Origin of the sequence: Mesorhizobium sp. B1-1-5 (genome assembly GCF_006443065.1) — a bacterium.
Classification (GTDB): domain Bacteria; phylum Pseudomonadota; class Alphaproteobacteria; order Rhizobiales; family Rhizobiaceae; genus Mesorhizobium.
Map to the genome: position 1 here is coordinate 17,514 of NZ_VFWS01000019.1, position 23,645 is coordinate 41,158.

26 protein-coding genes are annotated in these 23,645 nt (G+C 64.0%); 7 read left to right on the forward strand and 19 right to left on the reverse strand.

Going from position 1 to position 23,645, the window contains the following annotated elements; translation table 11 throughout:
- From FJ980_RS09675 to ehuB, 9 genes are all read right to left on the reverse strand, one after another.
- Positions 1–660, reverse strand: a complete 660-nt coding sequence (locus FJ980_RS09675) for a glutathione S-transferase family protein (RefSeq protein WP_140542676.1) — start codon at positions 658–660, stop codon at positions 1–3.
- Positions 657–1,502, reverse strand: coding sequence for an aromatic ring-hydroxylating dioxygenase subunit alpha (locus FJ980_RS09680; RefSeq protein WP_140542677.1), 846 nt, complete (start codon positions 1,500–1,502; stop codon positions 657–659). Before FJ980_RS09680 ends, FJ980_RS09675 begins: the two co-directional genes overlap by 4 nt.
- On the reverse strand, positions 1,499–2,149 hold the full coding sequence (locus tag FJ980_RS09685) for a Rieske 2Fe-2S domain-containing protein (RefSeq protein ID WP_140542678.1): 651 nt from the start codon (positions 2,147–2,149) through the stop codon (positions 1,499–1,501). Before FJ980_RS09685 ends, FJ980_RS09680 begins: the two co-directional genes overlap by 4 nt.
- Before the next feature lie 162 nt (positions 2,150–2,311).
- Positions 2,312–2,545 carry an acylphosphatase gene (locus FJ980_RS09690; RefSeq protein WP_246676372.1) on the reverse strand — a complete coding sequence of 78 codons (234 nt, stop codon included), beginning with the start codon at positions 2,543–2,545 and terminating at the stop codon, positions 2,312–2,314.
- 117 nt (positions 2,546–2,662) lie between these two features.
- A complete protein-coding gene (locus FJ980_RS09695; RefSeq protein ID WP_140542680.1) occupies positions 2,663–3,436 on the reverse strand; it encodes a GntR family transcriptional regulator in 774 nt (257 codons plus the stop codon).
- Entirely contained in the window at positions 3,433–4,212 is a 780-nt protein-coding gene (ehuA, locus tag FJ980_RS09700) for an ectoine/hydroxyectoine ABC transporter ATP-binding protein EhuA (RefSeq protein ID WP_140542681.1), read from the reverse strand. The genes FJ980_RS09695 and ehuA overlap by 4 nt, the downstream gene beginning before the upstream one ends.
- A complete protein-coding gene (gene ehuD, locus FJ980_RS09705) occupies positions 4,209–4,868 on the reverse strand; it encodes an ectoine/hydroxyectoine ABC transporter permease subunit EhuD (protein ID WP_140542713.1) in 660 nt (219 codons plus the stop codon). The genes ehuA and ehuD overlap by 4 nt, the downstream gene beginning before the upstream one ends.
- A complete protein-coding gene (gene ehuC / locus FJ980_RS09710) occupies positions 4,865–5,593 on the reverse strand; it encodes an ectoine/hydroxyectoine ABC transporter permease subunit EhuC (protein WP_140542682.1) in 729 nt (242 codons plus the stop codon). The genes ehuD and ehuC overlap by 4 nt, the downstream gene beginning before the upstream one ends.
- A 54-nt stretch (positions 5,594–5,647) precedes the next feature.
- Positions 5,648–6,508 (reverse strand): ectoine/hydroxyectoine ABC transporter substrate-binding protein EhuB, encoded by an 861-nt coding sequence (gene ehuB, locus FJ980_RS09715; RefSeq protein WP_140542683.1) that lies wholly within the window; start codon positions 6,506–6,508, stop codon positions 5,648–5,650.
- 247 nt (positions 6,509–6,755) lie between these two features.
- On the opposite strand from ehuB, the gene FJ980_RS09720 reads away from it, so the two are divergent.
- The 6 genes from FJ980_RS09720 to FJ980_RS09745 are packed head-to-tail and all read left to right on the forward strand — an operon-like array spanning position 6,756 to position 14,170.
- Positions 6,756–7,922: a Xaa-Pro peptidase family protein gene (locus FJ980_RS09720; RefSeq protein ID WP_140542684.1), complete on the forward strand. Its 1,167-nt coding sequence runs from the start codon at positions 6,756–6,758 to the stop codon at positions 7,920–7,922.
- 11 nt (positions 7,923–7,933) lie between these two features.
- Positions 7,934–9,121, forward strand: a complete 1,188-nt coding sequence (locus FJ980_RS09725) for a M24 family metallopeptidase (protein WP_140542685.1) — start codon at positions 7,934–7,936, stop codon at positions 9,119–9,121.
- Between the two features lie 17 nt (positions 9,122–9,138).
- Positions 9,139–10,395, forward strand: coding sequence for a sarcosine oxidase subunit beta family protein (locus tag FJ980_RS09730; RefSeq protein ID WP_140542686.1), 1,257 nt, complete (start codon positions 9,139–9,141; stop codon positions 10,393–10,395).
- Positions 10,396–10,408: 13 nt separating this feature from the next.
- The gene (locus FJ980_RS09735; protein ID WP_140542687.1) at positions 10,409–10,705 is read left to right on the forward strand and encodes a sarcosine oxidase subunit delta; all 297 of its coding nucleotides are present in this window, start codon (positions 10,409–10,411) and stop codon (positions 10,703–10,705) included.
- Positions 10,702–13,644: a sarcosine oxidase subunit alpha family protein gene (locus tag FJ980_RS09740; RefSeq protein WP_140542688.1), complete on the forward strand. Its 2,943-nt coding sequence runs from the start codon at positions 10,702–10,704 to the stop codon at positions 13,642–13,644. The genes FJ980_RS09735 and FJ980_RS09740 overlap by 4 nt, the downstream gene beginning before the upstream one ends.
- Positions 13,637–14,170: a sarcosine oxidase subunit gamma gene (locus FJ980_RS09745; protein WP_140542689.1), complete on the forward strand. Its 534-nt coding sequence runs from the start codon at positions 13,637–13,639 to the stop codon at positions 14,168–14,170. Before FJ980_RS09740 ends, FJ980_RS09745 begins: the two co-directional genes overlap by 8 nt.
- Before the next feature lie 135 nt (positions 14,171–14,305).
- Here the strand turns inward: FJ980_RS09745 and ggt are convergent, their stop codons facing one another.
- From ggt to FJ980_RS09775, 6 genes are all read right to left on the reverse strand, one after another.
- Positions 14,306–15,898, reverse strand: a complete 1,593-nt coding sequence (ggt, locus tag FJ980_RS09750) for a gamma-glutamyltransferase (protein ID WP_140542690.1) — start codon at positions 15,896–15,898, stop codon at positions 14,306–14,308.
- 37 nt (positions 15,899–15,935) lie between these two features.
- Entirely contained in the window at positions 15,936–16,628 is a 693-nt protein-coding gene (locus FJ980_RS09755; RefSeq protein WP_140542691.1) for an ABC transporter permease, read from the reverse strand.
- Positions 16,625–17,338 carry an ABC transporter permease gene (locus tag FJ980_RS09760; RefSeq protein WP_140542692.1) on the reverse strand — a complete coding sequence of 238 codons (714 nt, stop codon included), beginning with the start codon at positions 17,336–17,338 and terminating at the stop codon, positions 16,625–16,627. Before FJ980_RS09760 ends, FJ980_RS09755 begins: the two co-directional genes overlap by 4 nt.
- A 72-nt stretch (positions 17,339–17,410) precedes the next feature.
- Positions 17,411–18,262 (reverse strand): transporter substrate-binding domain-containing protein, encoded by an 852-nt coding sequence (locus FJ980_RS09765; RefSeq protein ID WP_140542693.1) that lies wholly within the window; start codon positions 18,260–18,262, stop codon positions 17,411–17,413.
- 91 nt (positions 18,263–18,353) lie between these two features.
- On the reverse strand, positions 18,354–19,025 hold the full coding sequence (locus FJ980_RS09770; protein ID WP_210243736.1) for a GntR family transcriptional regulator: 672 nt from the start codon (positions 19,023–19,025) through the stop codon (positions 18,354–18,356).
- A 304-nt stretch (positions 19,026–19,329) separates the two neighbouring features.
- Positions 19,330–20,130, reverse strand: coding sequence for a SapC family protein (locus FJ980_RS09775; protein WP_140542695.1), 801 nt, complete (start codon positions 20,128–20,130; stop codon positions 19,330–19,332).
- 291 nt (positions 20,131–20,421) lie between these two features.
- Between FJ980_RS09775 and FJ980_RS09780 the strand changes: the two genes are divergently transcribed.
- Positions 20,422–20,697, forward strand: a complete 276-nt coding sequence (locus FJ980_RS09780; RefSeq protein WP_140542696.1) for a hypothetical protein — start codon at positions 20,422–20,424, stop codon at positions 20,695–20,697.
- On the opposite strand, the gene FJ980_RS09785 is transcribed toward FJ980_RS09780, so the two are convergent.
- The 4 genes from FJ980_RS09785 to FJ980_RS09800 are packed head-to-tail and all read right to left on the reverse strand — an operon-like array spanning position 20,676 to position 23,643.
- Positions 20,676–21,218 (reverse strand): GNAT family N-acetyltransferase, encoded by a 543-nt coding sequence (locus FJ980_RS09785; RefSeq protein ID WP_140542697.1) that lies wholly within the window; start codon positions 21,216–21,218, stop codon positions 20,676–20,678. The two genes, FJ980_RS09780 and FJ980_RS09785, sit on opposite strands and share 22 nt — an antisense overlap.
- Positions 21,219–21,233: 15 nt before the next feature.
- Entirely contained in the window at positions 21,234–22,559 is a 1,326-nt protein-coding gene (locus FJ980_RS09790) for a hypothetical protein (RefSeq protein WP_140542698.1), read from the reverse strand.
- Between the two features lie 30 nt (positions 22,560–22,589).
- Positions 22,590–23,123: a tail fiber protein gene (locus tag FJ980_RS09795; RefSeq protein ID WP_140542699.1), complete on the reverse strand. Its 534-nt coding sequence runs from the start codon at positions 23,121–23,123 to the stop codon at positions 22,590–22,592.
- A gap of 10 nt (positions 23,124–23,133) precedes the next feature.
- The gene (locus FJ980_RS09800; RefSeq protein ID WP_140542700.1) at positions 23,134–23,643 is read right to left on the reverse strand and encodes a tail fiber protein; all 510 of its coding nucleotides are present in this window, start codon (positions 23,641–23,643) and stop codon (positions 23,134–23,136) included.
- Between the last annotated feature and the right edge of the window lie 2 nt (positions 23,644–23,645).

The following is a 23,645-nucleotide window of genomic DNA, read 5'->3' on the forward strand; positions in this document are numbered from 1 at the left end:
TCAGGCCTCGCCGACTTCGAGGACGGGCGCAGGTGTCAATTCGTGCAGCCGGTGGATGCCCGGTATCTCGATGAAGCCCTCGAGACTGCGGACCGCCCGTGACCAGAGCCGGATCGCGGGATAGGGGTCGAGCGAAACGCCGCCGTCCGGCGCCAGCGCAACATAGGGAAAGCAGGCAATGTCGGCGATCGTCGGTCGATCCGACGCGAGGAAGCGCTGGCCGCGGACATGCCGTTCGACGAGGCCGGCTTCCAGCTCCCGCAGGGCCGCTGTTCCCTGCTCCCGAAGGGCGGCGATATTGCCCGGACGCAGCAGCATCTCGTGCAAGCGCGCCGCCCCAAGGCTCGCGGTCAGCCGGTGCGAGAAGGACAGCCATTGCTGGACGCGCGCCGCCCGCCCGGCCGTATCATTGCCCAGCCATTGGGGTGCCGCCTTCGCGGCGAGATAGACCAGCATGGCCGAGGATTCGGTCAGCACGAGGTCGCCATCCTCCAGGATCGGGATCGAACCCGCCGGATTGAGCGCCATGAGCTCAGGACCGCGATGCTCGCAACCGGGATGGAAGTCGACAGGGCGGATGTCGAGCGTCACCCCGATCAGCGCAGCCATGAGGCGCACCTTGTAGCAGCTCGGCGACAGCACGTAGTCGTAGAGCTTCATTGCGCCACCAGTTGCGCGCCGTAGGTGTAGCCGTGGCGTTTCAGCCAGCGCCGGTAGGCAACCGAGGTAAGGTCGGCGCGCGTGGGGATCTCCATGCCGGGATCGAGCGGGAGCAGCGTCGGAATCTGGTTTTCGAGGATCGACCGGTCCTGAACGAAGATCGTCTGCTGGAAATGGATCAGGTCGGTCATCGGTGTTTCGTCATCGAACAGCGCCATCCATGGCCAGACGTCGCACAGGTCTTCGGCAAGTGGCTGCACGAAAAGTGTGATGACGTCCCATTCCGCCGGGCGAGGCGGGCAGGTCTTGTAGAGCACCGAGCAGGTCGGCGCGGGCACGCGGTACATGTATTCCGTGGTGATGCCACCTTCCGCCGACTTGGCGGCCTGCGGCTGGTAGAACTTCACCTGAGTGGCCCAGACCTCGTCTTCGTCCTCTCGGATCTCGACCTTGTAGTTCTGCACCTCCGTATGCGGCTCGGCCCCCAGTATGTCGGTGTGCACGAAAGGAAAATGCGCGATGTCCAGGAAGTTCTCCACCGCACGCAATGGCGAGCAGCGCACGCGCACCACCCCGACATCGACGAGCCGCCGGCCCGGCTGATCGGCCTCGGGGATCGCAAACAGCGGCTTTTGTGGATCACCGAGCGACGACCAGACATGGCCATAACGGATGCAGGCCGGCAGGTCACGTCCGTTGCCGTCCGTGACCTTCGCGGTTCCGTCTTCGCCGCGCCTCACCGCGATCGGCTCGCCCATCAGGGCCGTCCTGCGCCCATGCGCATCGAGCTGGCTAGCAAGGCCGACAGGGTACCATCCGTCGATCATCGCGTTGCGGGTCATCGGGCGGTCCCGGCGCGTCCAATATCCTCGGCCGCCCGCCGCAGCGCCTCGGCGGCCCTCGACGCGGCGATACGCTCGTCCGGATTGCTGTCCTCGCCCACCAAAACATGCATCAGTGTGCGCGCCTGCCCATCGGGAGCAAGCAGCAGCCAGACAGTCCGGTCATCATGGGTGTAGTCGAGCAGGCCTCCAGCGGCTTTCGTGCCCGCTGCCGCCTCCAGCGCCACGATGCCCGCTTCCACCACCATGGAGCGGAGCGGCGCAAGGCCCTCGAACCGCGGCGGCCCGGCGGCGGGTTCGCCAACCGAAATCCATATGATGCCGCCGCCATCCTCGACGTGCTGTGTCGCGACACGAATTGTGTCCGGCGGCGTCAATGCCGGTTGGGCCGGAATGCGCTGGCAGTTTCCCGCCTTGGCGTAGCTCCAGCCGTGATAGATGCAGGCCAGGGTCTCACCGCGTACGAAGCCGTGGGAAAGGCGCATGCCGCGATGGGGGCATCTGTCCGCGAAGGCCGCCGCACGGCCGGAGCGGGTTCGCCAAAGGGCAACCGGACCGGCCGGGGATTGCGCCGGCATAACGGTTCCCGCCGGCAAGTCTGCGGAGAGGGCAACAGGCATCCATGAGCCGGTGGGATAGGGCGGCATGCATCAACTTTCAAAACGGCACCAGTATCTTCCCATCGAAGCTTCGCGGTCAAGGATATGCTAATACGCCGGGTTACGTTTGCACAACATTTCCTCACTGGCAATAATGCCTAAAAAAGGTGCATGACGCTTCGGCAGGCAGAGGGCCGCAGGCCCAGAAACCTAGCCCGATTCGCACTCGATCGGCGCCCGGCGGATGGTCTCGACCCAGACATCGATTGGTCCAAGAGAGCACCCCATCTCCATCATGTCGATGAGTTCGGCCGGACCGGCAATGTCGAGTTCAATGCGGTCGGGACCGGCAACGCATATCGCATGCGCGAGCCCGAGCTTGGCGGCATGACGCTCGATCCACGGAAGAAAGGATGCCACTTCGACATCGCCGAGGATCGTCATGCGCTCCCGCCAGGAACATCGATTTTGCTCGCTCATAGAAAACCTCGGCAATGAAGCTGATATTCTATCTATCTACATCGTGCTCAATCGCTGAACCATCTGCTTTTGAGAGCATCGTCACGCCAGACCTGAAGTCGAAGACCGCGCTGACTTGATCGAATCGTCTTTACGCAAAGTTCCCCCTTTGTCGCTTCGGTGAAACATCATCCGCCGAAAGCTCATCGAGATATGCGCCCGCCTGATGTGTCCGATCGAAGCCCAGTCGCCGATCTCGGCTGCCGCGAGCACCTCCGCGATTTCCCGGCGGAACGCGGCGAACTCCTCGGCCAGGCCAAGCCGCGGCATCATTTTCAAGACGACCCGTGCGACCTGGAAATAGAGCCGCTCGCTGATGTCGCGCAGCGGCTGGTTTCCGGTCATCGCGCTCAGCTCATAGAAGAAATCCATGTTGAGCCGCAGGAAAGCGCGCTGGTCCGGATGGAGGATGTGGGCGTCGCAGCGCTCCATCAGCGCGCGTATGCGGTCGAGATCGGCACCGGTCCGCGGAATTGGCGACAATTTGCCGATCAATTCCGCCAGCTCCATGCGCAAATGGTAGACCTGCTCCAATTCCTCGATGTCGACGTCGGTGACGATCGTGCCGACACCATGGACCGACTGGACCAGGCCTTCCGATTCCAGACGCGCAAGGACCCGCCGGACCGGAGTCCGGCTGACTTCGAACTCTTGAGCGAGCTCTTCTTCCGACAGATGGTTCCCAGGGGGATAGTCGAGCAGGCAGATACGGTCGCGCAGAATCCTGTAGATGCGTTCCGATCTCTCCCGCGCCGAAGGCGGTCGCGTTGGACCGATCGTGGCCCGCTCTATCGCCGCATCGTCGTTGCGGGTCATCCCGCCTCCAGCACCGCGCGCAGGAATTGCCGCGTCCGTTCGTTCTTCGGCGCGCCAAACAGCTCGCTTGGAGGTCCCTGCTCGCAGATCTTCCCTTGGTAGAAGAAGCAGACCCGGTCGGAGAATTCCTTCGCGAAACCCATCTGATGGGTGACCATCAGCATTGTGAGGTCATGCTCCCGCCCGATTTGCCTTATCACCTGCAGCACTTCGCCGACAAGCTCGGGGTCGAGCGCCGATGTCACCTCGTCGAACAGCATGATCTTTGGCCGCATGGCGAGCGCCCGCGCGATCGCGACGCGCTGCTGCTGTCCGCCGGAGAGCTGCGAGGGATAGTGAGCCTTCTTCTGCGACAGGCCGACCATGTCGAGCAACTCGGCCGCGCGCGCCTCGGCGTCGGCGCGTTTCATGCCGAGCACAGTCATCGGCGCCTCGATGCAATTGGCCATCGCGCTCATATGCGGGAACAGGTTGAACGATTGGAACACCATGCCGATCTTGGCCCGTACCCGCCTGATATGGGCGAGATTGGCGGGAACCAGCTTGCCGCCCTTGTCCATATGCGTGAGCGGCTCGCCTTCGACCCAGATGACGCCGTCATTGATCGTCTCCAGCGTCATCAGCATGCGCAGTACCGTCGTCTTGCCGGAGCCGGAAGGTCCGATGATCGACACCTTTTCGCCGCGCGCAATGTCGAGGCTGAGCCCGTCGAGAACCGTCAGCGCGCCATAACGTTTCGACACATTGTCGAAGCGCACCATGGGCTGGTCCGTCATCGTGGAGTCCTCCGGTTGAGCAGGCGTTCCAGAATACGGATGAGCGCGGCCGAGACCAGGCTCATCACCAGGAAGAACAGGCCGACGAGCGTCATCGGCTCGGTGTAGCGGAAGGTGTCGGAGCCGATGATCTTGGCCGTCTGCATCAGTTCGAGAACGGCAATGGCCGACAGCAGCGGCGTCTCCTTGAACAGCGCGACCAGGTAGTTGCCGAGCGCCGGAACGATCGGCGGAATGACCTGCGGGATGATGATATCGCGAAAGGTCGCCCATTGCGGCAGGTTGAGCGCGATCGACGCCTCCCATTGGCCGCGCGGGATGTTGTCGAACCCGGCGCGGTACACTTCCGAGCAGTAGGCCGCATAATGAAGTCCGATCGCGATCACGCCGGCGGTGAAGGCGTCCAGCACCACGCCGAATTTGGGAAACACGAAGTAGAGGAAGAAGATCTGGATGAGCAGCGGCGTCGAGCGGATCAGCTCGACCAGCACCGATATCGGCCAGGCCGTCCACGGTATGGCGATGCGCACCAGGGCGAGCGCCAGACCGAGCAGGGCCGCGATGACGAAGCCGATCAGCGTCGCCTCGATGGTGATGATCGCAGCACTTGCCAGCGTCGGCAGGATTTCGAGCGCGAAGGACCAATCCCACATCAGGCGGCCCTCCCTCGCGAGAGCCCGGCGGACGCCCGCTGCTCGAGAAACCGCATGCCGATCGTGATCGCGAGCGACATGACGAGATAGATCAGAAGCACCAGAGTGAAGATCGGGACGGTTTTCAGCGTGCTCTGGTTCATCTGCTGCGCCTTGAAGGCGAGGTCCGTCAGCGTGATGAGCGACACCAGCGCCGTCGATTTCAGGAGCTCGATGAACAGGTTGCCCCAAGGCGGGATCATGGCGACGAAAGCCTGCGGCAGGATGATCCTGCGCAGCATCTGGGCGCGGCTCATGTTGAGGGCGATCGAGGCTTCCCACTGGCCGGGCGCTACCGCTAGGATCGCTCCGCGCACTACTTCCGATCCGTAGGCGCCGACATTGAGGCCCAGCGCCAGCACGGCCACCGTAAAGGCATCCATCAGCAAGCCGAATTGCGGCAACACGAAAAACAGCCAGAAGAGTTGCACCAGCGCGGAGGTGCCGCGAAAGATCTCGACATAGACCGTCGCCAGCCAGCGCAGCGGTGCCGCCCCGTAGAGGCGGGCAAGCGCCGCCAAGACGCCCATCACCACGGCCAGCACGCTCCCCAGCACGGCGATTTCAATGGTCAGCAGCGCTCCCTGCAGCAGTCCCGGCAGGAACAGGCTGTAGGAGGTCTGCGTGGCGAGCAGGCCGATCACCGCCAATGCGGCAACCAGCATGCCAACAAGCGTCCGGATGCCCATCTGCCTCTCCGAAGAAAAAAGGCGGCGCCGAAGCGCCGCCCGGAGTTGGGACTTTTACTTGCCGGCGCAGAGCTCGGCGGTGGTCTTGTTCGGCAGATAGTCCTTGCCGAAGCCGAACGGCTCGACAAGGGCGACGTGCTCGGGCGAGCCGATGAATTTCTTCAGCTCGGCGTTGAAGGCCTTCTGCAGGTCGGTATCTTCCTTCCTGAATCCGAAACCGCCATGACCTTTCACCGACTTTCCGTTCACCTCACCGAAGGGCTTGGTGGACTCGACACCGTCGGCCTTCTTGGCCATCTCGGCGATCGACAGCGCCGTCAGCGCAGCGGCGTCGGCGCGACCCGACTGAACCGCGGCAACCAGGCTCGACTGGTCCGGCAGGACCACGAGCTGGCCTTGAGAGACGCCGGCATCCTTGGCTTCCGCCCCTTCGACGGCTCCGGCCATGACCGCGAGCTTGAGGCTGGAATTGTCCTTGAAAGTCGAAAAGTCCTTAACCTGCTTCGGATTGCCCTTCTGCACGAGCATCGCCGCGCCGATGCCGTAGGACGGCTCGGAGAAGTTGATCTCGGCGCAACGCTTGGGATTGATGAACATGCCGGCGGCGATGATATCGAAGCGCCCGGCCTTGAGACCCGGGATGAGCGAGCCGAACTCGGTCAGCACGCCGTCGACCTGCTTGATGCCCATCTTGGCCAGTACCGCCTTGGCGACTTCCGGCGCCTCGCCGGTCAGCTTGCCGTCGGGCGTGGCGTATCCGAACGGCGCCTCGTTGGCGAAGCCGACCCGGATATAGCCGTCCTTCTTGGCGCGCTCCAGCGTCGTCTCGGCCAGCGCTGCTGCGGTGCTGGACAACAGGACAAGCCCCGCGCCGAGTCCAAGCGCGGTGCGGCGCGAAATTCTGATCGTCATCATCTTGCTCCCATTTTTGCGAAACCGCCGCCTAACCCGACCCCTTTTTTCGGCATTGAGCAGCTTGAACGTATGGTTGCAGATTTTTCGCTGCGTTTCAATAGATGTGCACATCCATGGCCTTCGAAAAATGAAAAATCCTTGACATCGTCGAAAGCTGAGGCCGATATTGGCGGAAGTTGTACACAACATGCCTCACCGAAGGCGAGCAAAAATGAAGCTGCGGAGCAACGGCTCCGGAGGGGGAGTTATGCTGGACAAAAGCAACGGCGAAGCGGTCGCGCCCTATTTCGAGAGCGAGGAATTCGACCGGCGCCGCGACGCCGTCCGGCATGCCATGGCCGGGCGGGGCATCGACACGCTTCTCGTCTCCGCGCCGGAGAACATCTTCTATCTGACGGGTCTCGATCACTGGGGCTATTTCGCGCCGCATATCCTGGTCGTTCCGGCCGATGGCGAGATGATCCTGCTGACGCGCGCCATGGAAAAGGTCACCATTGCCAACCAGGTCAGGAACGCGCGCTTCGAAGGGCACCATGACGGCGAGACGGTCGCCGACCTTTCAGGACGCGTGCTTCTCGGCAGGCTCGGCGCCGTCGGTATCGAGTCCTGGTCGTTCGGCCTGCCGCACGGGCTTGCCGAGGCGCTGAAGGAACGCCTGAGCGCCGCGTGCTGGGTCGACGCATCCGGCATCATCGACGACATCCGCATGGTCAAGAGCCCGGCAGAGCAGGCCTTGATGCGCGCGACCGCCAAGGTATCCGACGCCGGCGCGCAGGCTGCGATCGAAGCGATCGGGGAGGGGGCGAGCGAGCGCCATGTCGCGGCGGAAGCCGAGCGCGCGATGATCGAGGCCGGCGGCACGTTTCCCGGCTTCGGTCCGTTCATCCGTTCCACCCGGCGGCTCGGCGAGGAGCATACGACCTGGACGAGCGACCGGTTCGGTGCGGGCGATGCGGTCTTCCTCGAACTGACCGGCTGCGTCGCCCGCTACCACGCGCCTCTCGGCCGCCTTATCCATCTCGGCCACGCCTCGAAGGAGACCTACGAGATGGCAGCGCTCACGGCCGACGCCTTTGCGGCGGTCGTCGGCGCGATGCGCGAGGGCGTCCTGTTCCGCGACGTCTATGCGGCCTGGCAGGGCGTGGTCGACCGCGCCGGCCTCTCGCACTACCGCCGCCATCATTGCGGCTATGTGGTCGGCATCGGCCTGCCGCCGAGCTGGACCGGCGGCAACAAGGTGACGGGGCTGCGCCGCGACAGCGACATCGTGCTCAAGACCGGCATGAGCTTCCATGTGCTCTCCTGGCTGATGGGCACCGGCCGCGGCGATTTCTTCATGTCCAACGCGGTGCTTCTGGGTCCCTCGGGCGCCGAGGTGCTGACCAGGACGCCCTCGGGCGTGACCGTGCGCTGAGGACATCGGCGATGCAGTTCGGCAAGAACAACACACCGTTCGACAAGGAGGAATTCGCCGCCAGGCTGGCGAAGACCAAGGCGCCCATGGCTGAAGCCGGGCTCGACGCGATCTATGTCTCGGAGCCCGCCAACCTCAACTATCTCACCGGCTATGACGGCTGGTCCTTCTATGTCCATCAGGGCGTGCTCGTCGCGCAGGACGCAGCGCATCCGGTGTGGATCGGACGCGGCCAGGACGTCAACGGTGCGCGGCTCACGACCATCCTGCCGGAGGAAAACATCGTCGGCTATTCCGACGATCATGTGCAGTCCGAGGCGAAGCACCCGCTGCAGGCTGTGGCGCGCGTGATCAGCGAGCGCGGCCTCGATCGCGCCAGGATCGGCGTCGAGGCGGACTCCTTCTACTTCACCGCGAAGTCGCTCGACATTTTGAAGGCGGAACTGCCCAACGCTCGCTTCGTCGACGCCGGCGCGCTGGTCAACTGGGTCCGCGCGGTGAAGTCGGGCGCCGAGATCGAACTGATGCAGCAGGCGGCCCGCATCGCCGAAAAGACGATGGCGCGGGCGATCGAGGTGATCGGCCCCGGTGTCCGCCAGTGTGATGCCGCCGCCGAAATTCTTGCCACCGCCACGCGTGGCACCGAGGCCTTTGGCGGCGATTACACCGCGATAGCGCCGCTGATGCCGACCGGCGTCGGCACCTCCTGTCCGCATCTGACCTGGCGCGACGACCTGTTCGCTTCGCCGGCCGGCACGACGGTCGAGATCGCCGGAGTCAGGTACCACTATCATGTGCCGCTGACGCGCACGGTCTATCTCGGCCAGCCGCCGGAAAATATGCGCAAGGCCGTGGACGTGGTCGTCGAGGGGCTGGAAGCGGCGCTCGGCGTGGCGAAGCCCGGCGCCGGTGCGCGCGACGTGCACGCCGCATGGACCAAGGCCATCGAGCGGCATGGCTTCTTCAAGGATTCGCGCTGCGGCTACTCCATCGGCCTGGGCTACCCGCCGGACTGGGGCGAGCGGACCATCTCGCTGCGCTCGATCGACCAGACTGTGCTGGAGCCGAACATGACGATCCATTTCATGCCGGGCCTGTGGCTGGACGACTGGGGCATCGCAATTTCGGAATCGATCCGCATCACCGAGATCGGCGTCGAAGCCTTCTGCGATTTCCCGCGCCGCCTCTTCGCCAAATAGAACCCAAGAAGCCTCCGATGCGCCGCTATTCGGCCCTCTCCATCCTCGCCAACGGGCTTGCCGGGCACAGGCACTGGCAGCGCGCTTGGCGCGCGCCGGAACCGAAACGCTCCTATGACGTCGTCATCGTCGGCGGCGGTGGGCACGGACTGGCGACGGCCTTCTATCTTGCCGAGAACCACGGCATCCGCAACGTCGCGGTGATCGAGAAAGGCTATGTCGGCGGCGGCAATGTCGGCCGCAACACCACCGTCATCCGCTCGAACTACCTGCTTGACGGAAACACCCAGTTCTACGAATTCTCGATGAAGCTGTGGGAGAGCCTGACGCATGCGCTGAACTTCAACGTCATGTTCTCGCAGCGGGGGCAGATCGTCACCGCTCATTCGGCCGACCAGCTCGACTTTTTCAGCTACCGCGCCAACGTCATGCAGCTGAACGGCATCGATGCCGAGATCCTGAGCCGCGACGACGTCCGGCGCCTGGTGCCCTATCTGGACTATTCCGACACGGCTCGCTTCCCAATCCACGGCGCGATCATGCAGGGCCGCGCCGGCACGGCCCGGCACGATGCCGTCGCCTGGGGCTACGCCCGCGCCGCCGACGGGCACGGCGTCGACATCATCCAGAATTGCGAGGTGACGGGCTTTCTGCGCGACGGCGACAGGATCGTCGGCGTCGAGACGGCCAAGGGCCCGATCGCCGCCGGCAAGGTCGGCTTGGCCGTGGCGGGGCATAGCTCGGTTCTCGGCCAGAAGGCAGGTCTCGAGCTGCCGATCGAAAGCCACGTGCTGCAGGCCTTCGTGACGGAGCCGCTGAAGCCGATGGTCGACCACGTCGTCGCCTACGGCGCCGACCATTTCTACGTCAGCCAGTCCGACAAGGGCGGACTGGTCTTTGGCGGCAATCTCGACGGCTACAATTCCTACGCCCAGCGCGGCAATCTCGGCGTCGTGCGCGAGGTCGCGGAAGCGGCGATTGCGCTGATGCCCTGCATCTCGCGGGTCAGGCTGCTGCGCCACTGGGGCGGCGTGATGGACATGACGCCCGACGCCAGCCCGATCATCTGCCCGACCCCGATCGACGGGCTCTACCTCAATGGCGGCTGGTGCTACGGCGGCTTCAAGGCGACGCCGGCGTCCGGCTGGTGCTTTGCGCACACGATCGCGACTGGCAAGCCGCATCCGCTGAATGCCGCATACAGCCTCGAGCGCTTCCGCACGGGGCGCACGCTCGACGAGGCCGGCGTCGGTCCGTTCGCCTGGCTGCAATAGGGGAGGCCGAGATATGCTGCGTATCGACTGTCCCTGCTGCGGCCCTCGCGACCATGACGAGTTCCGTTATGGCGGCGATGCCTCGGTCATGCGCCCCGCGCATGACGATGCGGATTTCGAGGCCTGGTACCGCTATGTCTTCGTCCGCAAGAACCCGGCCGGAGCACACCGGGAACACTGGCAGCACGTCCTCGGCTGCCGGCAGTGGCTGATCGTGGAGCGCGATACTCGCAACCATTCGATCGCTTCGGTCGCTCTCGCCCGGAACCCGTCTGCGAAGAAGCCACCTGCCAGGAAACCATCGCAATGAATTCCAACTCCAACCGGCTGGCCGAGGGCGGCCGCATCGATCGCGGCCGGCCGCTCGAATTCAGCTTCGACGGAAGCAGCCTCACCGGTTTCCAGGGCGATACGCTCGCCTCGGCGCTGCTCGCCAACGGCGTGTCGCTCGTCGGCCGCAGCTTCAAATACCACCGCCCGCGCGGCATCTTCTCGGCCGGAGCCGAGGAGCCGAACGCGCTGGTGACGGTTGGCACCGGCGGACGGCGCGAGCCGAACCTGCCCGCGACAATGCTGGAGCTCGCCGAGGGCATGGTCGTCGAGAGCCAGAACCGCTGGCCTTCGCTCGCCTTCGACGTGCAGAGCCTCAACAGCCTGTTCGCGCCGTTCCTGTCCGCGGGCTTCTACTACAAGACCTTCATGGGTCCGACCCGTCGTGCCTGGATGTTCTACGAGCATTTCATCCGCAAGGCGGCGGGGCTCGGCAAGGCCGGGCTGGAGCCGGATCCCGACCGCTACGAGGTTCGCCACGCCTTTGCCGATGTCGCCATCGTCGGCGGCGGGCCGGCGGGCCTATCCGCCGCGCGCGCCGCGGCGAACGCCGGGGCGAGGGTGGCGCTGATCGAGCAGGATTTTCGGCTTGGCGGGCAGCTTCTCTCCGAGCGTCGCGGTTCGGAGGCCGCCGCTTGGCTCCAGGCAATGGAAGCCGAACTCAAGGGCTTCCGGAACGTCAGCCTCATGGCGCGAACGACCGCCGTCGGCCTTTACGACGGCAAGGTGCTTGGCCTTGTCGAGCGGCGCGACGATCCGCAGGCCGCCGGCCAGGCCCGCCAGGCATTCACGATCCTGCGCGCCGGCGCGATCGTCTTTGCCACCGGCGCCATCGAGCGGCCGCTGGTGTTCTCCAACAACGACCGTCCGGGCGTGATGCTTGCCTCGGCGGCCAGGACCTATGTCAACCGCTTCGCTGTCCTGCCCGGAAGGAAAGCAGTGGTCGCCACGACGAATGACGGCGCCTGGCGCACGGCCTTCGATCTCGCTGCCGCGGGAGCGCAGGTCACGGTTGCGGATCTGCGGACTACGCTTGCGCCCGCCCTGCAGGCAGAGGCTTCGCGCCTCGGCATCGCCGTTCGTGCCGGCACGCACATTGCCGACCTGCGCGGCGGCCGCGCGGTCAAGGCGGCCAGACTGGCCGGAACAGGCACGGAGACCGAGGTCGATTGCGATCTGGTCTGCGTTTCCGGCGGCTGGTCGCCGACGGTGCATCTCGCCTCGCAACTCGGCGTCAAGCCGGTCTACCGCGAGGACATCGACGGCTTTGCCCCCGGCCCCTTCGCGGCCGGCCAGTTCGGCGCCGGTTCCGTGGTTGGCGGTTACACCACGGCGGAAGCGATCGAGACCGGCCATCGCGCCGGCATCGAGGCGGCCGTTTCTTGCGGCAAGACGAAGCCCGTGCCGGCCGCTCTCGAGCTTCAATCCGCGGAGCTGTCCGCGGCCGCGTTCCGCAATGTTCCGGCGGCGCGCGGCAAGGCCTTCGTCGACATCCAGATGGATGTCACCATCGGCGATATCGCGCTCGCGCACCGCGAGGGCTATGAATCGGTCGAGCATCTGAAGCGCTACACCACGCTCGGCATGGGGACGGACCAGGGCAAGACCAGTAATTTCCCGGCGCTCTCTGCGATGGCAGCCTTGCGCGGCACAACCATCCCCGAGACCGGCACGACCACCTTCAGGCCGCCCTATACGCCGGTGGCAATCGGCGCGCTGGCCGGACGCGCCGTCGGCCATCACTTCAAGCCGACCCGCCGCACGCCGCTGCATGAATGGCACGTCGCCAATGGCGCCGACATGCTGGAAGTCGGCCTATGGATGCGGCCCTATTTCTACCGCGGCACCGGCCGCGACGTGAACGAGGCCTATGTCGCGGAAATGCACTTTGTGCGCGAGGCCGCCGGACTGATGGATATCTCGACACTCGGCAAGATCGACATTCAGGGCCCCGATGCCGCGACGCTGCTCGACCGGGTCTACGCAAACAGCTTCGCCAAACTGCCGGTCGGCCGCGCTCGCTACGGCGTCATGCTGCGCGACGACGGCATCGTCTTCGACGACGGCACCACGACGAGGCTTGGCGAGCACCGCTTCTTCATGACCACATCGACCGCCAAGGCGGCCGATGTGATGTCGTGGCTGGAATTCCTGCTCGACACGGCCTGGCCGGACCTGCGCGTCGCCGTCGCCTCCGTGACCGACGAATGGGCGGCGATGTCGGTCGCCGGATCGAGGAGCAGGCAAGTTCTCGCCGCCGCCTTTCCTGCGCTCGACCTCTCCAACGAGGCCCTGCCGCATATGGGCTTCGTTGAAGGGGAATTCGAAGGCCGGGCGCTGCGGATCATTCGGCTGAGCTATTCCGGCGAGCGGGCCTACGAGGTCTATGTCGGCGCGAGCGCCGGCGAAGCCGCCTGGCGCCGGCTAATCGAGATCGGCGAGCCGTTCGGGCTGAAGCCCTACGGGGTCGAGGCGCTGGGCGCGCTGCGCGTCGAGAAGGGTCATGTCGCCGGCCCCGAGATCGACGGCCGCACGACACTCGACGATCTCGGTCTTGGCCGCATGGTCGGAAAGCGCTCCGGTTTCGTCGGCGACGTGCTTCGCCGTCGTCCTGCTCTTGGCGAGCCTAACCGGCAGCGCCTGGTCGGGCTGAAATGCCTGGAGGCAGGAACGCGCCTGAGCGGCGGCGCCATTCTCTTCAAGCAGGGCGAAGCCCGGCAGGGGCACGGCCGCGGTCGCATCACCTCGGTGACGTATAGCCCGACGCTCGAAGGCTATGTCGGTCTTGCGCTGCTCGCTGGCGATGTTGCCGTGGGAGACGAGGTGGTGGCCGTTCACACCATGAAAAACGAGACCGTCCGCGCGAGCGTGGTCTCGCCAGTATTTTTGGACCCGGAGGGGGAGCGACTTCATGGTTGAAACCGGCTCCGCCATATGCGCCGCGGCCTGCACGATAATCCAGATCGAGAGCTGGCCTGTAACGCAAGCGGCATGCGAAGCCGACCTGTCACGCCAGCTGGGCGCCGCGCTACCGGCCGCTACCGGCGAGACAGTCGCCGTCGCGGGGTGGCTCGCGGTTCGTATTGCGCCTCGACGGTTTTGGCTGATCGCGGATGGAGGACCGCAGGTTGACTGGAATATCGACCCCACTCTTGGATGCTCGCTGTCGCTCAGCGAAGGAAGAATGCGGCTCAAACTGAGCGGGTCGCAGACTTTCAACGCTCTGAAAGGATCGGTGGCGATCGACTGGGACTCACCGTGCGCAAGTCCGGGGAGGGCGCTGCAGACTGGCTTACATCATGTACCGGTTCTGCTGTTGCGAAACGGACCTGACGCTTGTGACATCTTGGTCCCGCGCAGCTTTGTGCGAAGCGTGATCGAATGGCTGGCAGACATAGCCGCGGTGTCCGATATTCAGAAAGAAATTGTCAGACGCCGCGCCTGAATGCTGCAACGCGGCTCGCAGATTCAAGCGCGTCGGCGCTCACAGATGTGGAAGCTGGAGGACAACCCGGCCGCCGACGGTGGGAAGATCACGATGTGTCGACTTCCGCTGAACAGAAAGTTGTTGCCACACCCGCTAGCTCCCCAGAGCGATGCCGTCTTTCCTTGGTTCCGACGCGCCGGTCAGCGTGCCGTTCTCCCAGTCGACGCGGATCGCTTGAGCGCCGCCGATCGGATCTTCCGCTTGAGTAAAGGTGAAACCTCGGCGTTCGAGCTCGGCTTTTGTTGAGCCGTCCAACGTATGCTCTGCCTCCACTCTCGTTCCGTTGGAGGTCGGCATCAAGCGCGGCAGATCGATCGCCTCCTGGAGGTCCATTCCGTAATCGAGGACCTTGGAGATCAGATGGGCATGGCCGAGCGCCTGATAGTAGCCGCCCATCACACCGAACGACATTTCCACCCTGCCGTCGCGGGTCGCCATGCCTGGGATGATCGTGTGAAGCGGCCGTTTCGACGGGCCGATTCGATTGGGATGGCCGGGCTTGAGCGAGAAGCTCTGACCCCGATTGTGCAGGATCACGCCCGAGCCAGGAGAGACAAGGCCGCTGCCGAAACTGTCAAAGATGGAGTTGATGAAGCTTACGGCATTCCGATTTCGGTCGACCACCGAGATATAGACCGTGTCGCGATGAAGAGGCGTTTCGAAAGGCGGCAGATCTGTCAGCGCCTTTGTGAGGTCGATCATTCCCGCAAGTCTGTCAGCCAGTTCGTCGGACAGCAGGCGGTCGACGGGGACATCCGCCTTCTCGGGATCGGCGATCCAGGCGTCGCGAGCGGCATAGGCAAGGCGCGTCGCCTCGATCTCGACATGCAGCCGGTCGGGCGACTGCGGGTCCCCTTTGGCGTCGAAGCGGCTCAGGATGTTAAGGATCAGGAGAGCGATGATGCCCTGGCCGTTCGGGGGGCATTCATGGATCGTGTAGCCGCGAAAATCGGTGGTCACCGGGCTCACATACTCGCCGCGCGCATTCGCGAAGTCTTCCAGCGTGTGGAGCCCGCCCAGCGAATTTAGATAGGACACCATGTCCTCGGCGACCGGCCCGCCATAGAACGCGTCGCGTCCCCCTGCAGCAATGCCTTTCAGCGTGTGTGCCAGCTCCGGCTGGCGGTGAACCTCCCCGATTCTTGGCGCCCTTCCGCCGGGAAGGAAGATTCGCGCGGCCGTGACGTCGGCTGCGAGAAGTTTTTGTTCGAGAAACCAATCGCGGTGAACGCGCGGAGTGATGGCATAACCCCCCTCGGCAAACCGTATGGCGGGAGCAAGCACGTCGGCAAAGGGGAGATCGCCGTAATCGGCGTGCAGGCGTGTCCATGCGTCGATCGCCCCCGGGATCGTCACCGATGCGGGCGACTGACGTGGCACCTCTGTCAGTCCCCGCTGGTCGAACCAGTCGGCCGTGAGGGCCGCCGGCGTGCGCCCGGATCCGTTATAGGCGATGACCTTGTCGGAGCCGTTGGGCGCGTAGAGCGCGAAACAGTCGCCGCCGATGCCGGTCGAGCCCGGCTCCACAACGCATTGGACCGCGCAGGCAGCAATGGCGGCATCCATCGCGTTGCCACCCGCTTCAATAACCTGCAGCGCCGTGAGCGTGGCGGATGGATGCGAGGTCGCCGCCATCGCATGTCGCGACACGGCAACGGATCGCGTCGGCTTCTCGAAATTGCGCATTTCGTTAATTCTCTTCGTCATTGCCGAGTGGCACGTCTCAGGCCCGCGCCCGGTAGGGGGTGAGCCAGTTTTCCAGCGCGTTCAGCGCCGAGATGAGCGTGAAATTGATGGTGAGATAGATCGCGCCGGCGGCCACGAAGACCTCGACCGCGCGATAGGTTTGCGAAATAAGCCCCTGCGCGATGCCGGTGATCTCCATCAGCGTGATGATCGATGCAAGCGACGTGCCTTTGATCATGAGGATGATCTCGTTGCTGTAGCTCGGGATGGCTTGGCGGAGCGCCAAGGGCAGAATGACGAGACGCAATGTCAGCAGTCGTGACATGCCGAACGCGGAGGCTGCCTCGGCGAGGCCGCGCGGCACGCCCTGTATCGCTCCGCGCAGGATCTCACTGCCATAGGCCGCGGTATTGAGGCTGAGCGCGATGACGGCGCACCAGTAGGGCTCGCGGAACACCCACCAGAGCCCGGCCGCCTGGAGCGACGGGCGAAACTGGCCCAGTCCGTAGTAGATGAGGAAGATCTGCACGAGCAGCGGTGTGCCGCGAAAGATCGCCACGAAGGAGCGTATGGGCCAGATCAGTATCCGGTTGGTTCCCTGTTGGGCCAGTGCGAACAACAGAGCCAAGACGAAGCCGATGCTGATCGACCAGCCCGCAAGCTGCAACGTCAGTGGCAAGCCGGAGAGTAGGGTAGGAATGATCTCGACAAAGAACGCGAAGTCGATCATGCGCGGGCCATGCCTCGCCAGGCCCGGGCCTCACTGTAGCGGAAGACCGAAGCGGTCGCGGCAGCGATGAGGAAGTAGAGCGTGGCGGCCGCCACGTAGAAGACGAAAGGCTCTCGCATCGAGCCGGCACCGATCTGGGCTTGCCGCATCAATTCGACCAGGCCGATCACGGAGATCAAAGCTGAATCCTTGAGCACCAGCTGCCAGACATTGCCGAGCCCCGGCAGGGCGTGGCGCATCAGCTGCGGCCCGATGACGAGGCGCAGGGATTGAAGGCGGGATAGGCCGAGCGCCTTGCACGCGTCAAACTGGCCGTGATCGACGGCCAGATATGCGCCGCGATAGACCTCAGCCTGGTAGGCGCCAGAAATGATGCCGATCGCCAGGACGCCCGTCGCAAATGCCGGCAGTCCGACGAAGCCGGCGCCGCCGAAGAATTTGCCGATCTGCGTCAGGGCAATGCTGCCGCCGTAGTACAGCAGGTAGATCGTCAGCAGATCGGGCACGCCCCGAAACACCGTCCCGTACCCTTTCGCGAGCCAGCACGAGAGACGTTTCGAGGAGAGCCGGCCTCCTGCTGCCACTGCGCCGAAGACAGCGCCGAGAAGAAAGCCGAGGACGGACAGCGAGAGCGTCACGCCCGATGCCAGCAGCAGGGCGGCGCCCCAGCCGCCCTTGCCAAAGGAAAGAATATGCAATGCATCCATCATGTGAACCGAGGCTTTCAGCGCGCCGCCGGCGGAGTCGATCGATGCCGATCCGCCGGACGGGTCAGCCAGCGCCTACTTGACCGGCGTCACATCCGTCTTCACCCATTTCTCCGAGATACGTTTGATGGTGCCGTCGGCGATCGCGGCGCTGATCGCGGCGTTCATCATCTCCTTGAGCTTGGTGTCTTCCTTGCGCAATCCTGCGCCGGTTCCGGCGCCGAACAGGCCGCCGACGAAGCCCGGACCTGCAAGCGTGAAGCCGGAGAATTCAGGTTTTGCGAGCGTCGCGGCAAGCGCTGTCTTCTGAGCGAATATCGCGTCGACGCGGCCCGCCGCCAAATCGAGATCGTGCTGTTCGGTGGTCTTGTATTCGCGGATTTCCACTGTGTCGCCGAAGTATTTCTTCAGGAATTCGAGCATGGCCGTCGCCGCCTGGACGCCGACCACCTTGCCTTTCAGCAGCGGCTTCAACTTGTCGATGGCGGCCTTGGACGCGGCTTCGTCATCCAGTTTGAATTTTTCAGCCGAAGCACCGAGCTTGCCGAGCTCGCTATCCTTGGCGACTGCAAACCCGCCCGGATCGATCGCGTAAGGCTGCGTGAAGTCGATGGTCTCGAGGCGTTTCGGCGTGATGAACATGCTGGCCATGATCACATCGAACTTGCCGACCTTCAATGATGGTATAAGGCCGTCCCAGTCCTGGGCAATGATGGTGCACTTGATTTTCATCCGTGCGCAAAGATCGTTGGCAAGCTCGATCTCCAGACCGTCGAGCTTGCCGTCTGCGTTGGTGAAATTCCAGGGGGCGTAGGCACCCTCGGTCGCGATTGTTATAGCCTTTGGCGCGTCCTGCGCGAATGCGGTCTGGACAAAGCCGAGCATGCCGAATACGGCCGCGACGGCGGCCAGTCGATGAATTTTCATATATGTTCCCCTTTCTTAGGCTGATCTAGATGTTCCGCTGGCCAGTTCCGGTCTTTTGCCGGTTTGAGGCCATTTCTCCTGCCGGCGTTGATCACCGGCTCGCAGACACGAATTCGGCCAACATCGGCGCTGTGCCGAGAATATGATCCCGCATGACCTCTTCCGCATGACGAGCGTCGCCCGATCGCAAGGCTGCGATCACCGCAGCATGCTCCTCGCGTGCGGAGAGCGGCTTGTCGGCGTCATCGAACCAGATGCGCATGTAAGGCTCTATCACGACATGCAGTGCCGAAACCTGGTGGATGAGCTTGGGCCTCCGGCTGAGCGCACAAATCCGGCCGTGGAATTCCTGATGGCGGATCACCCAGTCGCTGCTGCCGCTCTGGCCCGCGCGTTCCATGCGGTCGAGCAGGTTCTCGAACTCCTCGAGCGCCTCCTCATCGATCCGTGGCATTGCCAGCCTGACGGCCAGTCCTTCGAGAACCGAACGTATCTCGAAGATCTCGTAAAGCTCATCAACCGTGAGGCCGGCGACGACACATCCCCGATTGGGACGCAGAACCACCAGCCCGTCGGAAGCCAGGCGCCGAAAGGCTTCGCGCACCGGCATGCGGCTCATGCCGATCTCGGCCGCGATCTCTTCGGGAATTAGCCGGTCACCCGGTTTGTAGCGACCGAAGCGAAGCGCCCGTTGAAGATGCCTGTACGCCTCCTCCTCTGCAGTGGCGGACAGGCGTGGCTCTACGGAGAAGGATGCTGGCACTTGGCACCAAAAAGTATTTTTGTATCCACGTATCATAAAATCCGCATTTGGCTGCGGCGTCAATACCCCGCAAAGATCGTTGCGAGCTGTTCGGTGTCAGCTAACGTCAGCGCGCCCAGCGCTGGGCGTTGGCTGACTGACTTATGATGGGCAATCTCGTCCCTCGCTCCGTCCGAGCGGCGTGAGGGTCATGCCGAGCTACGCGGCATGTTGATGGGCATTCGCGAATTCGCGAGAGGCCATGGATATTCACTTACCGAGGTCTGACGGCGTTGGCTGCGTGCTTGTTGCCGCCGCCCATTTTCTAAGCCCGCTTGCGAAGCGACGCCTGGTAGACCAGCGACGACCAGCTGTTGGACGAAGCGAGGTGGCAGTAGATCAGCGCGAGCGCGCCGGATTTGCGGAGGTCGAGGAAGGCTTCGTCGCCGAGCTTGTTGAGCGCCTGCTCGTCGATCACCTGGAAATCGGTGAGGTTCAGCACCTCGCCGCCTTCCAGCGTCACCGTGCTCTGGCGCGGCGCGAACAGCCCATGGGCGTCGATTTTCTCGACCATGGCGCGGGTGGCGTTGAAGTCGTTCTGGAACTGGCTGCAGAAGGCGAGCGCCTGCTTGGTCGCCTCGGCGGGTTCGGCGCCGTTGAAGAACAAAGCGAGCTTGCCGCCGTCGTCGCGGAATGGCGCCGCCAGCTGATCGACGACACGATCGCTGGCGCGGTCGACGCAAAGCGTCAGCCGGCCGGAGGTGGCTGACTCGTCCGCCAGGATGAAGGGATAGCGGCGCACATAGGCTGGAATGTAATGGGGTTCGGTCCAGCGGCCGTCGGCGTCGACGAACAGGTTCTCGTTCTGGCGCAGTCCGGTGATGACTACCGGCGCCTTGGTAGGGCCGATGAAGACGATCGGATAGGAGCGCATGGCCCCGGGCATTTCCGACGCCACGACCGGAATGGCATGCGCCGTGCGGGCAAAGCCGAAATCGGCGCGGGCGGTCAGCCCGAGCGAGCCGTGGCGGATCGGGTTGAGCGCCTCGGGCTTGCCGTAGAACAATGGCAGCGCATTGCCGGGGGCACCTGCGGCCGGCGCATTGTCGGTCGTTGTTTCAGCCATGTTGTCGCATTCTCCCCGGAAACTTCGAAAGCTATGAAATAGCGCAGCCATAACGGGTTTAGGCCAGCACAAGGGCTGGCGCAACGGCCGTAGCGGCTCTCTTGCCGGATAGAATCCGCCGAACCGCTCCTGCTCCTTTCCAACGCAATTCCGGACGGAAGGCTACGGCGAAGTAGCCGAACCCAACCACCGCGCAGTTTTCCTGGAATTGCTCCGGTCGGCAGGCTATGGACAACATGGTGCCGGCCGATGACATCGGCGGGCCAGGCAAGCGATCGAGGGCGGACGAGTATGATTTCGGCGACGGATTTCGATCGGGCTGTCGGACAGACTTTCATCGTCGAGACGAGCGGAAAGATGGTCGCGCTTGAGTTGAACGCGGTGAAGCGGATTGGCCACAGCCTGCGCGACGGCGGCGGCTTCTCGCTGCTGTTCAAGGGGCCGCGCGAAATGCTTTTGCCGCAGGCGACCTACCGCTTCGTCGGAAGCGAGCATGCGCATGACATCTTCATCGTGCCGGTATCCCAGGATGCGACGGGCTATACTTACGAGGCCGTCTTCAACTGAGCGCCATCGCCGCCCTTGCCTGACAACGCGGCCGGCCGCGCCATCAGGTCGTAAACGCCCTTGTCTTCGCTCACAGCGAAGCCCAGCCGCAGATAGAGGCGGCGCGCCGGATTGTTCTTCTCGACATGGATCGACACCGCCTTGCCGACGGCGGCAGCCTCGTCGATCAGGTCGTTGAGCAGCGCCGTGCCGAAGCCCTTGCCGCAATGCTCGGGCAGGAAAGCAATGTCGATGATGCGGTGTTGGCTCGGCCAGCGCTCGAGATAAAGGCGGCCGATCCGCTCGCTGCCGTACTCGATCACGAACCAATCGGCGTCGGGATAATAGCGCCGGTAATGCGCGCGCTGTGCCTGGAATTGCATGTCGAGGAATGCATGCTTCTGCGGCTCGCTCCAGGAGGTCACCGCCAGTTCTTCCATTCGCGTCGAGGCATAGAGCGCGCCGAGGAACGGGACGTCCGCGTCCGTCTCTGGCTGCGTCGTCAGCCCGAGCGCGCCCCCGTAATTCTTGCCGGCTATCATTCTTGACCGGCTGCCTCAGACCGGCGGTGTCAGGTCACGCACCACGGCGATCTGCTTGAGATTGCCGGTGGCAAGCGCTGTCCAGTCCCACTCCCATTCGGAGCTGTCCATGGCCATCTGGTTGAGGGTCCACAGACCATTCGAGCCATCGCCAGTGATCATCATCGAGAACAAGGCGAGGCGGCCGTCGGCATTGTAGTCGAGCGACAGGCGCGTGTTGGCGTTGGACAGGCTGAAATCACGCCATCCCGACCAGTTCTGGGTGGCGGCGTCATACTGGGCGTTGAAGGAATGGACATGCTGCTGGTCGGACGCGGCCAGCATGATGTCGCCATCGCCCTGGATGCCGGCGCATAGCGTGGATTTGGGAACCCTGCTGTAGCCGGGGGACGCCCAAACCGTCCAGGTGTCGGAGCCCGCCGGCTGTTGCTTGGTGTGCAGAACCTGGCCTGGCTGCGTCATGGCAAAGAGATTGGTTGCGCCAAGCGGACCGACGATCGGCGCCATTTCCGTGAACCTGTATCCGTTGTCGATCTCCACCCATTGCGTCCAGTCGGCCGGCGTCAACGCCTGGGCCTTGGCTTGCTGGCAGCGGTAGAGTTGCAGGCCGGAATTGATGCCGAACAGCGCTATACGGCCGTCGGCCTGGCGCAGCGCGGTGATCGCCACCAGCTCGCCCGGAATCTGCTGCCAGGCGCTCCATGGCCGGGCGGGCGGCCTGAGCTCGTCGGCGGTGATGACGATCGGCGTTGAGGTGCCGGGCGGCGTGATGGTCTTCTGCACCTGAACGATGACGTCCGGGTTCTGGTAGATCCACCAGATGCGGCCGAGATTGTCGGTCGCGAATATCTCGACGCGGCCGTCGGCGTCGCGCGCCATCGACAGCTTTTGGTAGAGAACCGCGCCGGGCGGCGCGCCGATGTTGACCGGCGGGTTCCATTTCTCGATCGGGCCGACCTGATTTGGATCTTCGGCGATGAAGAAGAGATTGGGGCTTCCCGCCTGCTGTGCGGCGATCGCGACGCGGCCATCCTTGGTCAGGCCCGCCGTCATGATCACGAAGACGCCTGGCGCAATGGGAGACCAGTCCTGCGCCCACGGGCCGTTTGGCGAAGTCTGCGCCTTATGGATGAGCCGTCCGGCCGCGGAATCGATGCCGACGACCATGAGCCGCGACAGTTCGAAGAAGGACGCGCCGGCGGGCATGTGCTGATAGGCCGGCGGAACGCCGGGTTGCCGCGCGCGCGCCGGCTGCCGGACCTTGGAAGCCGCCCTTGGCGTTGGCGGCTTCTCTGCCTTCGGGGCCGCCGCTTTCGTTTTCGATTCTGCTTTCTTGGCCATCGTATCGGTCCTGACCTGTTGGCTCGGAATTCAGGTTCTCGGCGGGAAAACGCCTTGCAGCGCGATGCAGAAATAGCAGGTTAGATAGGGCTGCAGATTGTTGTGAGGCTGGTCGCCGCCGGCTGGCGCGAGCATGCTATCGCTCATCGGCGTCAGCGCAGGTATTGGCGTGCCTGGAACATAGGCGAAGACGTCCTTGGATTTGCCGAGGATTCGCGATGGGGAGGGAACCTGAACGTCGGCCACATCCTGGGTTCCGACCATCACACCGTGCGCGTGGAGCGGCATCTCGCTTTCAAGCAGCGATACTGTCCCTGAGCCCCCGGTCTCACCGAGATCATGCAGTGAGAGCCCCGGGCCCTGGCCTGGATGCATCGGCGAGCGACCCTGCAGATCGGGCAGGGCGAAATTGGACTTGCCGTTGCCGCCATAGGTGGTGCCGAGCAGCGAGAACAGCGCGGTGTTCTGCGACAGCGGCAACAATTGCCCGTCGCACCATGCCCACCCCTTGGGCGCGAAATTGAAGGGGAAGATGCGAATTTCGGCGACGAATGGATCGGCCATGACGGTCCTCTCAGGTCTGCGACGGGAAGATGCCGAACAGCGAGATGATGAAGTTGACGCACAGATACGGCTGGAAATTATCGTGCGGCTGGTTGCCGCCGACTGCCGACATCATGGTCGCGGCCATGGGGCCATCGGGCGCTTGCCCGTCGATATACATAGCGATCGTCCCGGTAACCTGATCCAGAACGTTGCCTCCCGGATTGTTACCTGTTCCGGTCTGCGTCGATGCCAGCATGGCATGCGAGTGCGCCGGAATCTGCTGGATCGTCAGCGTGATCTGCTCGGCGCCTCCGGTCTCGGCAAGGATGAAGCCGTTGCCCTGATGGAGCGGCAGGCGGCCGCGCAGGTCGGGCAGTGCGAATGTGCTCTGACCATCGCCGCCATAGGTCGTGCCGATCAGGTTGAACAACGTTTCGTTCTCGGAGATCGGCAGAAGCTGTCCTTCGCAGAACATCCAGCCGGCCGGCGCGAAATTGCCGGCAAACATGCGGATTTCGCCAACATAGGGTTGTGCCATGA